Source organism: Paenibacillus sp. DRB1-1 (assembly GCF_052119485.1).
GTDB lineage: Bacteria > Bacillota > Bacilli > Paenibacillales > Paenibacillaceae > Paenibacillus > Paenibacillus polymyxa_B.
The window spans coordinates 3,250,001-3,263,600 of sequence record NZ_JBODQH010000001.1 but is presented as its reverse complement, the minus strand read 5'-3'; the positions used below and the strand labels follow the sequence as shown (position 1 = coordinate 3,263,600).

General features: G+C 46.6%; 8 protein-coding genes and 2 rRNA genes. All 10 read right to left on the bottom strand.

Annotated features, from left to right (window positions below):
* Window positions 1-163: 163 nt before the first annotated feature.
* The 10 genes from pssA to ACQW03_RS14330 all read right to left on the bottom strand — a co-directional run bounded on the left by pssA (window position 164) and on the right by ACQW03_RS14330 (window position 13,393).
* The gene (pssA, locus tag ACQW03_RS14375) at window positions 164-910 is read right to left on the bottom strand and encodes a CDP-diacylglycerol--serine O-phosphatidyltransferase (protein ID WP_025723803.1); all 747 of its coding nucleotides are present in this window, start codon (window positions 908-910) and stop codon (window positions 164-166) included.
* A 54-nt stretch (window positions 911-964) separates the two neighbouring features.
* A complete protein-coding gene (gene disA, locus ACQW03_RS14370) occupies window positions 965-2,041 on the bottom strand; it encodes a DNA integrity scanning diadenylate cyclase DisA (RefSeq protein WP_013373290.1) in 1,077 nt (358 codons plus the stop codon).
* Window positions 2,042-2,053: 12 nt separating this feature from the next.
* Window positions 2,054-3,427, bottom strand: coding sequence for a DNA repair protein RadA (gene radA / locus ACQW03_RS14365; RefSeq protein ID WP_013312184.1), 1,374 nt, complete (start codon window positions 3,425-3,427; stop codon window positions 2,054-2,056).
* A gap of 240 nt (window positions 3,428-3,667) precedes the next feature.
* Window positions 3,668-6,112 carry an ATP-dependent protease ATP-binding subunit ClpC gene (clpC, locus tag ACQW03_RS14360; RefSeq protein WP_023990572.1) on the bottom strand — a complete coding sequence of 815 codons (2,445 nt, stop codon included), beginning with the start codon at window positions 6,110-6,112 and terminating at the stop codon, window positions 3,668-3,670.
* Between the two features lie 44 nt (window positions 6,113-6,156).
* On the bottom strand, window positions 6,157-7,221 hold the full coding sequence (locus tag ACQW03_RS14355; protein ID WP_023990573.1) for a protein arginine kinase: 1,065 nt from the start codon (window positions 7,219-7,221) through the stop codon (window positions 6,157-6,159).
* Between the two features lie 28 nt (window positions 7,222-7,249).
* On the bottom strand, window positions 7,250-7,774 hold the full coding sequence (locus tag ACQW03_RS14350; protein ID WP_023990574.1) for a UvrB/UvrC motif-containing protein: 525 nt from the start codon (window positions 7,772-7,774) through the stop codon (window positions 7,250-7,252).
* Between the two features lie 69 nt (window positions 7,775-7,843).
* Entirely contained in the window at window positions 7,844-8,308 is a 465-nt protein-coding gene (locus ACQW03_RS14345; protein ID WP_013312188.1) for a CtsR family transcriptional regulator, read from the bottom strand.
* 539 nt (window positions 8,309-8,847) lie between these two features.
* Window positions 8,848-10,035, bottom strand: a complete 1,188-nt coding sequence (locus ACQW03_RS14340; RefSeq protein WP_076294726.1) for a GNAT family N-acetyltransferase — start codon at window positions 10,033-10,035, stop codon at window positions 8,848-8,850.
* 163 nt (window positions 10,036-10,198) lie between these two features.
* Window positions 10,199-10,315, bottom strand: a 5S ribosomal RNA gene (gene rrf, locus ACQW03_RS14335).
* A 152-nt stretch (window positions 10,316-10,467) separates the two neighbouring features.
* Window positions 10,468-13,393, bottom strand: a 23S ribosomal RNA gene (locus ACQW03_RS14330).
* Window positions 13,394-13,600 lie beyond the last annotated feature (207 nt).

Genomic DNA, 13,600 nt, shown 5'->3' with positions numbered 1-13,600 from the left:
CATAGAGTCTGCTATTTATTGGATACATAGCATTTCTCTTACCAGTATGATCCATTTCCAACATAACTAACCCTGTATTTTCACTTTTTATGCATAAAAAAAAGCATTTATCTCCCTGAAATGCTTCAAGGAAATAAATGCTTATTCTTGTTCTTGCTTGATACTAACGCTGTGAATGACGATATTGATCGTCCTGTTCTTCCTGACTGGAACGCTCCCGATCACGTCCACGTCTGCGTGACAGCTTACGAATGTTCAGTTTCATACCATACAATGCATACAGCACCAGCGGTACAAAAATCAGCTTCGACAGCTGGTCAGGGAATTTAACAGCCAACACCACCGCTGCAATTACGACCCATGGAGCAACCCAGATCGCTTTTTTGGGGAGGCCGACCTTTTTAAAATTCGGATATCTCATGGAGCTGACCATCAGATAAGAGACCAGCAACATGGCAATCGACATGTATAACAATGAAATATCGTTATGGAATAAGGACAAAGTCGCTAATACGCCACCTGCTGCCGGAATTGGTAATCCCGTAAAATAACCTGGTACACCAGGACGTACGTTAAATCGAGCCAAACGCAACGCTCCGCACATCGGGAAAATGGCAGTAACCGTCCAAGCGAGAGCCGAATTCGCATCATGAAAAGCAACCATGTACATAATAACTGCGGGAGCAACGCCAAAAGATATCATATCTGATAAGGAGTCCAGTTCTTTACCGAATTCGCTTTGGGCGTTCAGGACCCGGGCCATCCTTCCATCCAGTCCGTCCAACAACATGGCGACAATAACCATAATAGCGGCAAGACTGTATTTTCCGTCTACAGCCAATAAAATGGCGATCATTCCGAGAAACAAGTTACCTAAGGTACACATGTTCGGAATTGATTTGGTAATCATCTCTTCACCTCAATGTATGAATTGTTCCATTATAATCCTTTCACTGTATTACATTTACATTTGCCTGTCAATGAAAACTTGTTCCTGCAAACGTTTAAGACCTTCTTTAATCGTACGCGCACGAACCTCTCCAATACCATCCACTTCATCCAGTTCTTCTATCGTTGCTGTCATGACATGTGGAAAACGTCCAAACCGCTCCACCAGATTATGAATAATCACATTCGGCAAACGCGGTATCTTGTTCAGTACCCGATAGCCGCGTGCAGCAATATATTCCTCTGATGTCGCAGCTGAAGAAGGGTAGCCTAGTAAACGTACAATATGATTCACATCCAACAATTCGTCGTCTGTAGAACGTTTGAGTCCCAATATAATTTCACGAATTTTCTCGTCGCTATCGTCTTTGGCATAATCCTTATACAGCAACCATGCTTCTTCCTCAATATTGCTGACAAGCTCTTCCATCTGCATACTAATCAGACGGCCCTCATTTCCGAGCTCATTAATAAATCGTTTGATCTCCATTTTGATGCGCAGCACCATTTCGATCCGCTGGATGACATTAACGACCTCCGGCATGGTAACCAGCTCTTCAAATTCAGAAGCTGTCAAATTCGTAGAGGCTTGCCCCAACACGGATCTATATTTTTCTAACGTCTGAATAGCCTGATTGGCTTTCGTCAAAATAACCCCGATTTCCTTGAGCGCATACCGTAAGGTCCCCTGATACAAGGTAATAATATTACGCCGCTGGGAAATAGACACCACTAGTTTGCCAGTCTGTTTCGCAACTCGTTCTGCTGTCCGATGCCGAATTCCTGTTTCAATTGAAGAAATGGAGGAGTCCGGAATCAGTTGCGTATTGGCATATAAAATTCGTTTTAAATCCTCGCTCAATATGATTGCACCATCCATTTTAGCCAACTCATACAAATAGTTAGGCGAAAAATCACAATTAATGGAGAAACCGCCATCCACGACTTCCATAACTTCTGGGCTATAGCCAACGACCAGAAGAGCACCCGTTTTGGCACGCAAAACGTTTTCCAACCCGTCGCGAAAGGGAGTTCCCGGTGCCACAAGCCGCAGCAAATCGTTCATTTTATCCAGTTGGCTCGCTTCTTTCATTCTCAATGCCCCCTAATCTAATGCGGCTGCCAGTGCATCTGCCACCGTTCCTACTCCTATAATTTGAATCCCTTTCGGATGTGTCCAGCCCTTCAAGCTTTTCTCCGGCATGATCACCCGTTTGAAACCTAGTTTCTCCGCTTCCCGTACTCGCTGTTCTGCTCGGGATACCGCACGTACCTCACCTGTCAGTCCCACCTCGCCAAAAATCACATCGTACGGCTTGGTAGGAGCATCCCTAAAGCTGGAAGCAATGCTCACAGCGATAGCCAAATCCACCGCCGGTTCATCCAACTTCACGCCTCCGGCTACGTTGAGATAAGCGTCCTGGTTTTGCAAAAACATGCCCATCCGCTTTTCTAGCACGGCTATGATTAATCCCATTCGATGATGGTCGACTCCTGTGCCCATTCGGCGCGGAGATGGAAAATGCGTAGCTGCAATCAATGCTTGCAGTTCAACCAATACAGGTCGGGTTCCTTCCATACTGGCTACAACAGTAGAACCCGCCACCCCCAGTGGTCGTTCAGACAGGAATAGTTCAGAAGGATTTGACACCTCACGCAAACCGCTTTCAGCCATTTCAAAAATACCAATTTCATTTGTAGAACCGAAACGGTTTTTAACTGCACGCAAAAGCCGATACGTATGATGACGCTCTCCTTCAAAATAAAGCACACAATCAACCATATGTTCCAACAAACGTGGACCTGCAATGGCCCCTTCCTTGGTCACATGTCCTACCAATACTGTAGCAATACCTAGCCCCTTGGCAATTCGCATAAAGCGTGAAGTACACTCCCGCACCTGAGCCACACTACCTGGTGCACTCGTCACCTCAGGCAAATATACGGTCTGTATCGAGTCGATGACCAAAAACTCCGGCTTCAAGCTGTCCACCGCTTCTTCAATCGTCTCCAAATTCGTCTCACATAATACGTATAGGCTGGGAGACAAGGCACCGAGCCGATCTGCACGTAGTTTCGTTTGACGGACAGATTCCTCGCCAGACACGTATAGCACCTTTAAACCAGTTAAAGCTAGCTCATTAGATGTTTGCAGCATAAGCGTAGATTTACCGATTCCCGGATCACCGCCCACCAAAACGAGTGAACCCGGCACCACACCTCCACCGAGTACTCGATTCAATTCGCCAATTCCCGTCAAAATTCGTGTTTCTTTGCCACTCTCCACCTCTATAATAGGGAGTGGCTTGTCTTTTGTGCTATGAGTAAGAAGGGAAGACCCCATTCCTTGAGTTTTTACAACGCTTTCCGTTTCTTCGACCATGGAATTCCATGCCTGGCACCCAGGACATTTTCCGTACCATTTGGGCGATTCATAACCACATTCCGTACAGGAAAATTTAGTTTTCACTTTAGCCATACTTTATTCCTTGGCTCCTTATTGACGACGATGATGTCAAATTTATGTTCATACAGCCCAGAAAGAGCTGTAACAATAAAAGTTTACCATTGAAGCTTGGCGGACGTAAAGCAATATCACAAACTTTCCCAAAGCATTTACCCAACCTTTTCACCGTGTTTTATACACAAAAAGGGTGTCTTCGCAATAGCTTTTCAGCCTGCGAGACACCCTTTTCTACTATTTATTTAGTAAACTGCTTTAGGACTTGGCAGATACATTATCCTTTTTCGTTACAGTCAATGCGCCATTCTCCTCATCAATGAAGAGAGAGTCACCTTTAGTAATGTTGCCAGTCAACAGTTCCTCGGACAGGCGATCTTCAATATGCTTCTGGATTGCACGACGCAATGGACGCGCACCATACGCTGGATCAAAGCCTTCCTTGGCAAGGAATTTTTTAGCGTTGTCTGTCAACTCGAAGTCCACCTCATACTCATTCAGGCGCTTACGCAGCTCCTCAGACATGAGTGACACAATTTCGGCAATATGTTTTTCTTCGAGAGAATGGAAAACGATAATTTCATCAATCCGGTTCAAGAACTCAGGACGGAAGCTTTTCTTCAGTTCATCCATCACTTTGCCCTTCATATTATCGTAATCCGCCCCGGCGTCCACTACAGCTGTAAAACCAAGCGTGGAGTTACGTTTAATCGCCTGTGCACCAACATTAGATGTTAGGATGATGAGTGTGTTACGGAAATCGACGACACGACCTTTGGAATCTGTTAGACGACCATCTTCCAGCACTTGTAGAAGAATATTGAATACTTCTGGGTGTGCTTTTTCAATTTCATCCAGCAACACAACAGAGTATGGCTTACGACGTACCTTCTCAGTCAGTTGACCGCCTTCTTCGTATCCAACGTACCCTGGAGGTGCTCCTACCAGACGGGACGTGGAGTGCTTCTCCATATATTCGGACATATCAATACGGATAACCGCATTTTCATCTCCAAACATGGATTCAGCCAAGGCACGTGCCAACTCTGTTTTACCAACCCCAGTTGGGCCAAGGAAAATAAAGGAACCGATTGGACGCTTCGGATCTTTCAGTCCGGCACGTGCCCGACGAATTGCCCGGCTTACTGCCTTAACTGCTTCATCCTGTCCAATTACCCGCTCATGCAGCAACTCTTCCATATTCAACAAGCGGTGTGTTTCTTCCTCTTTCAGCTTGCTGACTGGAACACCTGTCCAGATTGCAACGACCTGAGCGATATCCTCTGGTGTAACTTCAGAATCTGTACGACCCTGTTGTTCTTTCCATTGGTTTTTCGTCACGTCTAGCTCTTCACGAATTTTTTGCTCTGTATCACGCAGCGCTGCCGCTTTTTCAAACTCCTGACTTTGTACCGCTGAATCCTTTTCCTTACGGATATCTTCCAGACGGTTTTCCAGCTGTTTCAGGTTTGGCGGTACAGTGTAAGAATTCAGCCTTACTTTGGAGCCCGCTTCATCAATAAGGTCAATAGCCTTATCTGGCAGGAAGCGATCGGTGATATAACGATCTGACAATTTTACGGCCGCTTCAATAGCCTCATCTGTGATCTTTACACGGTGATGCGCTTCGTAACGGTCACGCAGACCATACAAGATTTGAATCGCCTCTTCTGGAGAAGGCTGATCCACTGTAATGGGTTGAAAACGACGTTCCAAAGCAGCATCTTTCTCAATATATTTGCGGTATTCATCCAGCGTGGTCGCACCGATGCATTGCAGCTCGCCACGTGCCAGAGCAGGTTTCAGGATGTTGGACGCATCAATTGCGCCTTCCGCTCCACCAGCACCAATCAGCGTATGCAGCTCATCAATGAACAACACGATATTACCCGCTTGACGAATCTCGTCCATAATTTTTTTCAAACGATCTTCGAATTCACCACGATACTTGGTGCCTGCTACCACAGAACCCATATCCAGCGTCATTACGCGCTTGTCGCGCAACGTTTCGGGAATCTCATTCGCTATGATTTTTTGGGCCAATCCTTCGGCAATCGCCGTTTTACCTACCCCAGGCTCACCGATTAGAACCGGATTGTTCTTTGTACGGCGGCTGAGCACCTGAATTACGCGTTCAATTTCCTTACTACGCCCAATAACAGGGTCCAGGTTGTTTTCCTTCGCAGATGCCGTCAGATCGCGTGCCAGACTGTCCAGAGTTGGCGTGCTGACATTAGCTGGAGCACCGTGATGGCTGGAAACAGCTTCGCTACTGCCGAGCAATTGAAGCACTTGCTGACGCGCTTTATTCAGACTGATGCCCAGGTTGTTCAGTACACGTGCTGCTACGCCTTCGCCTTCACGAATAAGACCAAGCAAAATATGTTCTGTACCTACATAGGTATGGCCCAGTTTGCGGGCTTCATCCATAGACAGTTCGATGACTTTTTTGGCGCGTGGAGTATAGGCAATGTTCGTCGGTTGCTCTTGACCGCGTCCAATCAGCGTTTCCACTTCATCCTGGATCTTTTCCAGTCCCAGCCCTAAACCGATTAAGGCTTTCGCGGCTATTCCTTCACCTTCACGAATGAGGCCTAGCAAAATGTGCTCTGTGCCAATGTTGTTGTGTCCCAATCGAACAGCTTCTTCCTGAGCCAAAGCAAGCACTTTCTGTGCACGTTCCGTAAATCTTCCAAACATCATATATCCTGCACCTCCACAGTGTGTATTTCAGATCATTCTATATATTAAAGGGTTGTGCCTAATTTTTGCCGGATCAGCTTCGCCCGGTACATATCGCGCTCTTCGGTATTCATTTTATCCCCAAAGCTTTTTTGCAGGAACCCGGGTTGTGTCATCACATTCAGCTCATTCATCGCTGCGGTGGAAGGACGCTCCAAAATTCCTAAATCTACGCCAAGACGTACATCGGATAGCCGCTGTGCAGCCTCCTTGGAATCCAATACTGCTGCATATGACAAAATACCGAATGAACGCATCACCCGATCTGTAATTCGCAGCATAGATTCATTCATTAGCCTTTCTCTGGCAGAACGCTCGTGCTCAATAATTTGTAGCACCACGCCATGTAGATTCTCAATAATCTCCGCTTCGGTTTGTCCCAGTGTAATCTGATTAGATACCTGAAACAAATTTCCGACCGCTTCGCTGCCTTCACCGTAAATGCCACGAACTGTAAGACCTACCTGTGAAACAGCAGACAATATACGATTGATTTGATGAGTCATAACTAATGCAGGCAAATGCATCATCACCGAAGCTCTCATACCTGTGCCGACATTCGTCGGACAACTGGTCAGAAAACCTCTCCGATCATCAAATGCATAATCAACATGCGCTTCAAATGCATCATCAATAACCATAGCGCGTTCCCAAGCTTCCCTAACCTGACATCCCGGATATAAGCACTGGATACGCAGATGATCCTCTTCGTTTATCATAACACTAACCGATTCATCATCGCTAATTAAAACAGCACCGTTACGAGATTCGTTCGCCAAATTTGGACTTATCAAATGCTTCTCAACCAGCACCTGCTTGTCGATCTCATCCAACTCGGATATTTTCAACGTATGAAAAGTACCAAAACCGCCTAAATCATCATACTGAAGGATATCCGTCAAGCGTTGAAGTGCTTCTTCCGACTGCTGATTGGTAGCAAGCATGGGAAAAGGCAGATGCTGCAAGTTACGCGCAATTCTCACCCGGCTGCTAATGACAATCTCCGAATCCGCAGCATCACCACGCATCCAGTCACTTAGCGGCTTCTCCGTAAACCGAATATTGGGCATTACGCATCCCTCCTACTCTTCACAAACTTTACTCTTCAGTCATTTCTTTTTCAAGCTCTCTGATTTGATCCCTAAGCTCAGCAGCTGATTCAAATTCTTCCTGTACAATATGCTGTTGCATCTCTTTTTTCAAATCGTCAATTTGCCGTTTAACCTTCAGTCGGCCTCCAGTGCGAACCGGAACTTTACCAACATGATTCGTACTGCCATGCACACGCTTGAACAGAGGGTCCAGACGACTATCAAAATATTGATAGCACGATGGGCATCCGAAACGTCCCAGCTTACTAAACTGTGCATAGGTCATGCCACAATCCTTGCATTGCAGGTTCTGCGGACCACTGTGGCCTGGAGACTGGCTCTTTGTACTGGAGTCAAAATCCAACATCCCCGACAACAAGCTATGAATCGAAAAGCCGTTAGGTGTTCCAGGGATCATCTCCCCTTTTTCCTTGGCACACGTCTCACAAATATGAAACTCTGTCTTTTCGCCATTCACAATTTTGGTGAAATGCAAAGTTGCCGGCCGCATATTACATTCTTGGCACAGCATAAAAGCACCTCCTTCAATGTCAGGATTTATACCAATCCCTACATCCAAACGTTAGTCTCTATTCACATACTATTTGGTCGCCAGCAACGAGATCAGCATAGCCTTAAGCAATCTTGCTCGCAGTTGATCACGATAGGGAAGCTTCAGTAATAATGTATCCCTTGATAAAGCAGCCTTCATTAGATTAGCTTCCCTTTTGCTTAAAAAATGGGCTTCCTCTAACTGATAAATCAGTCCTTCGGCTGCCGATTGGCTTATTTCCTCCCCGATGCTCTGATGAAGATGTGTATGGATGGCATGCTGTGCAGGCAGCTGAATTCGCTGAATACGAATGTAGCCCCCGCCACCGCGTTTACTTTCCACTACATAGCCTTTTTCCAGCGTAAACCGGGTGCTAATTACATAATTAATTTGCGACGGCACGCAGGAAAAGCGGTCAGCCAGATCATTGCGCTGAATCTCCACTAAACCTTGGGGACTTTCCAGCAATATACTCTTCAAATATTGTTCAATAATATCGGAAACATTGCGCATTTCATCATCCTCCACTAACGGAAACGCAAGTATTCAAGTACATTTTACGCTCCACAGAGTCCGCCGTATATTGAACTTAACCAAACGGTAAAGTCACGAATCTAAGCTGTATTCAGGCTATTGCCTGATCTAAATCCATTGGAATTGTACCGTTTTGTCTCTAGTGTGGCCTTTATTTGCGATTAATCATACACTTCTCTTATGTTCATAAGAGTCAGCTCCTATCTATACGCAAATCATTTCGATCCTCATTTACTTCTTTGCTATCAAAATTACCTTATACAGCCAATCCATCAACATAATACTTCTACAGAATCACACGAGGTTTGATTGACTTTGACTTTCTTTGACTATATTCATATTATAGCACATTATTCATTTTTGCCAAGGGGTCAATACCATTTTTCGCAATCTAATTATGTTTTATACAATATCATAAAAAAACTCTTCCCATTACAGAAAGAGTTTTGAAAATTTTGATAACCACACAAGTCATGTTCCCTGAAAGATGAAGCTTAAGAAGAACTAAATGGCCTTTATCAGAAAAAATCCAATAAGAACGTTTGTTTTACCGGTATTACACGTTTAAGGGCAGACACAGACTCACTGCTGCCTTCAATACGCCCCCAATTATACAGATCATCAGCCTGCTGGTAGCCAAGCATCAGAGTCGTCAGTGACTGAATCCCAAGTTTCAAGTCAGCTACTATGGCGTTTTCAGATGAATTGCTTATATCCACTCTCTCCAGATGTCCTTGCCCCTCCGTAGTAATCGTTAATCTCCATAATCCATCATTCCATGGAGCATACCGATCAGTCAGATTTAAGGTTAAACTTGTTTCTTCTCCAATCTGTTCAAAAGGGTATCTTTCTATAAAAGCAGCTGCATCCACAATACGACCCATAAAATAAGGCACAGTTTCTTGTTGAATTCGTGGATCATCGAGTAAAAATGGCAGATTGTCATCTGCTGGAACGTAATTAAATTTACCTTGGGCTATCATTGAGTCATGATTTGCAAAATAAGTCCATAAAGCCCGACGAGCCGTCTCATTTTCATATACCAACTCATCACAATTCAACTGTTTATCTTCAATTTTGTATAGCGCATATCCCTGAGGATCGCCTGATTCTGAGTAATATACCGCAGTTCGATAGTTCTCATTTAAAATCCGCTCTTGCCACCATTCCTTATCTCGTACCAGCGTGCCATTATAACGAGATGCATACGCTTGATACACTTGGTCCAGTTCTGAAATATCTTTGACATCGCGTTTGACTGTACCTTCTGTTTTAAGTTTTGCAGGGAATTTATCAATGGGAATGACGTACTTTTTATATTCAATATACGTTTCCCAACCAAATTTACGATAGAAGGCAAAGGAGAATGGATGCAGAAAAGAAAGGCTTTGTCCCGCAGACTTCATCTCTTCAAGCGCATGCGTCAACAAACGTGACACCATGCCTCCGCGACGCTTTTCTGGCCACGTTGCCACACCAGCAATGCCCCCCATATCAAAAACCTGACCGTTTATGTATACCTGTAGGGGTAACAAAGTCAATTTAGCATTCAAGTCATGTCCGTCGAATATTCCCCATGTTTGCTCTGGTTTGAATTTCTTCTTGGATTTTTCCAGATCCTCCAGGGACATTGTAAACTGAAAAGCATATTGAGATAATTCAATGGCCGCTTCAAATTCCTCACGTTGTAATTGTCTGATCTCCATAACTTCGTCACCTCGCTTGTATACTTGGGCATCCATAAAAAGATTACACACTAAGAGTGTGGCAAACCCCATTCTCTCTGTCAACCTTAGAAACAGGTGGTCATCTAAAACGCATAAAAAGAGGACCATGATCTCATTGAGATCATGGTCCTCTTTACTTATTGCTTGGCGACGTCCTACTCTCCCAGGACCCTGCGGTCCAAGTACCATCGGCGCTGGAGGGCTTAACGGTCGTGTTCGGGATGGGTACGTGTGGAACCCCTCCGCTATCGCCACCAAACATGAATTTGCTGTGCAAATTCTACCGTATAGTTATTCGGTTCATCACTTATCGTGTGAATGAATAGCCATGCGCTTGTCGTATGTCACTTGTACATACTTTCAAGGTTACACCCTGAAAACTGGATCCGAAACTCATTTGCGTTTTATTTTTAGGATAAGCCCTCGACCGATTAGTATTGGTCAGCTCCATGCATTACTGCACTTCCACCCCCAACCTATCTACCTCGTCGTCTTCAAGGGGTCTTACTAATTGGGAAATCTCATCTTGAGGGGGGCTTCACGCTTAGATGCTTTCAGCGCTTATCCCTTCCGTACATAGCTACCCAGCGGTGCTCCTGGCGGAACAACTGGTACACCAGCGGTACGTCCATCCCGGTCCTCTCGTACTAAGGACAGCTCCTCTCAAATTTCCTACGCCCACGACAGATAGGGACCGAACTGTCTCACGACGTTCTGAACCCAGCTCGCGTACCGCTTTAATGGGCGAACAGCCCAACCCTTGGGACCTACTTCAGCCCCAGGATGCGATGAGCCGACATCGAGGTGCCAAACCTCCCCGTCGATGTGGACTCTTGGGGGAGATAAGCCTGTTATCCCCAGGGTAGCTTTTATCCGTTGAGCGATGGCCCTTCCATGCGGTACCACCGGATCACTAAGCCCGACTTTCGTCCCTGCTCGACTTGTAGGTCTCGCAGTCAAGCTCCCTTCTGCCTTTGCACTCTTCGAATGATTTCCAACCATTCTGAGGGAACCTTGGGGCGCCTCCGTTACTCTTTAGGAGGCGACCGCCCCAGTCAAACTGCCCACCTGACACTGTCCTCGCACCGGATCACGGTACCAAGTTAGAACCTAGATACGATCAGGGTGGTATCCCAAGGATGCCTCCTCTCAAGCTGGCGCTCAAGATTCAACGGCTCCCACCTATCCTGTACAGATCGTACCCAAATTCAATATCAAGCTGCAGTAAAGCTCCATGGGGTCTTTCCGTCTTGTCGCGGGTAACCTGCATCTTCACAGGTATTAAAATTTCACCGGATCTCTCGTTGAGACAGCGCCCAAGTCGTTACGCCATTCGTGCGGGTCAGAATTTACCTGACAAGGAATTTCGCTACCTTAGGACCGTTATAGTTACGGCCGCCGTTTACTGGGGCTTCGGTTCATAGCTTCGCCCGAAGGCTTACCACTCCCCTTAACCTTCCAGCACCGGGCAGGCGTCAGCCCGTATACTTCGCCTTGCGGCTTCGCACAGACCTGTGTTTTTGCTAAACAGTCGCTTGGGCCTTTTCACTGCGGCCCCCTCGGGCTATTCACCCTACCGAGGCACCCCTTCTCCCGAAGTTACGGGGTCATTTTGCCGAGTTCCTTAACGAGAGTTCTTCCGCGCGCCTTAGAATTCTCTTCTCGCCTACCTGTGTCGGTTTGCGGTACGGGCACCTTCTCCTGGCTAGAGGCTTTTCTTGGCAGTCTGAGATCATGACCTTCGCTACTACAATTTTCGCTCCCCATCACAGCCCAGCCTTAACGATGTGCGGATTTGCCTACACACCAGCCTCACTGCTTAGACGGACATCCATCAGTCCGCGTCACTACCCTACTGCGTCACCCCATTGCTCATAACGGATTACGGTGGTACAGGAATTTCGACCTGTTGTCCTTCGACTACGCCTATCGGCCTCGCCTTAGGTCCCGACTTACCCTGAGCGGACGAACCTTCCTCAGGAACCCTTAGGCTTTCGGCGGATCTGATTCTCACAGATCTTTTCGTTACTCATACCGGCATTCTCACTTGAATGCAGTCCAGCGCTCCTTACGGTACACCTTCAACCCGCATTCAACGCTCCCCTACCCCTGATGCAAGCATCAAGCCATAGCTTCGGTGGTGTGTTTAGCCCCGTTACATTTTCGGCGCAGAGTCACTCGACCAGTGAGCTATTACGCACTCTTTCAATGGTGGCTGCTTCTAAGCCAACATCCTGGTTGTCTGTGCAACTCCACATCCTTTCCCACTTAACACACACTTGGGGACCTTAGCTGATGGTCTGGGCTGTTTCCCTTTCGACAATGGATCTTAGCACTCACTGTCTGACTCCCGGAACTAAATCTATGGCATTCGGAGTTTGACTGAGCTTGGTAACCCTTGCGGGCCCCGCACCCAATCAGTGCTCTACCTCCACGATTCTTTTTTCCGAGGCTAGCCCTAAAGCTATTTCGGGGAGAACCAGCTATCTCCGGGTTCGATTGGAATTTCTCCGCTACCCCCACCTCATCCCCGCATTTTTCAACATGCGTGGGTTCGGGCCTCCAGTGCGTGTTACCGCACCTTCACCCTGGACAGGGGTAGATCACCCGGTTTCGGGTCTACGTCCACGTACTCATTCGCCCTATTCAGACTCGCTTTCGCTGCGGCTTCAGCTCTTCACCTTAACCTTGCACGGGAACGTAACTCGCCGGTTCATTCTACAAAAGGCACGCCATCACCCATAGATCGGGCTCTGACTTCTTGTAAGCACACGGTTTCAGGATCTATTTCACTCCCCTTCCGGGGTGCTTTTCACCTTTCCCTCACGGTACTGCTTCACTATCGGTCGCCAGGGAGTATTTAGCCTTGGCAGATGGTCCTGCCGGATTCATACGGGGTTTCACGTGCCCCGCACTACTCGGGATCCGTCTCGGAGAGAACAAGTTTTGAACTACAGGGCTTTTACCTTCTCTGGCGGGCCTTTCCAGGCCTCTTCATCTAACCGGTTCCTTTGTAACTCCATGTGAGACGTCCCACAACCCCAAGGAGCAAGCTCCTTGGTTTGGGCTAATCCGCGTTCGCTCGCCGCTACTGACGGAATCACTATTGTTTTCTCTTCCTCAGGGTACTTAGATGTTTCAGTTCCCCTGGTCTGCCTCTATTCTGCCTATGTATTCAGCAGAAAGTGACTGTCGATGAAGACAGCCGGGTTTCCCCATTCGGACATCCCCGGATCAAAGCTTGCTTACAGCTCCCCGAGGCCTTATCGTTGTTCGCCACGTCCTTCGTCGGCTCCTGGCGCCTAGGCATCCTCCGTGTGCTCTTTGTAGCTTAACCTAGTATTTACATGGTAAATACGATTTGCTTTGAATTTCGGTTCAACACTTACGTGTGAATGAAATTCAAGGCAGCTACCTTTATTTCACTTGTTTACACAAGATCAGCTTAAAGGAATATTCTAAAACGCAATTTCGTTTCGGTATCCAGTTTTCAAGGTGCAAAGCTGTTTGATTATCAGTCAATCTCCAAAGAGTTAACGATTCT

Excerpts from the sequence above, each read along its gene's own strand:
- ACQW03_RS14345 (WP_013312188.1), bottom strand. The coding sequence starts at position 8,308 with ATGCGCAATGTTTCCGATATTATTGAACAATATTTGAAGAGTATATTG.
- ACQW03_RS14350 (WP_023990574.1), bottom strand. The coding sequence starts at position 7,774 with ATGCTGTGCCAAGAATGTAATATGCGGCCGGCAACTTTGCATTTCACC.
- ACQW03_RS14355 (WP_023990573.1), bottom strand. The coding sequence starts at position 7,221 with ATGCCCAATATTCGGTTTACGGAGAAGCCGCTAAGTGACTGGATGCGT.
- radA (WP_013312184.1), bottom strand. The coding sequence starts at position 3,427 with ATGGCTAAAGTGAAAACTAAATTTTCCTGTACGGAATGTGGTTATGAA.
- clpC (WP_023990572.1), bottom strand. The coding sequence starts at position 6,112 with ATGATGTTTGGAAGATTTACGGAACGTGCACAGAAAGTGCTTGCTTTG.
- ACQW03_RS14340 (WP_076294726.1), bottom strand. The coding sequence starts at position 10,035 with ATGGAGATCAGACAATTACAACGTGAGGAATTTGAAGCGGCCATTGAA.
- disA (WP_013373290.1), bottom strand. The coding sequence starts at position 2,041 with ATGAAAGAAGCGAGCCAACTGGATAAAATGAACGATTTGCTGCGGCTT.
- pssA (WP_025723803.1), bottom strand. The coding sequence starts at position 910 with ATGATTACCAAATCAATTCCGAACATGTGTACCTTAGGTAACTTGTTT.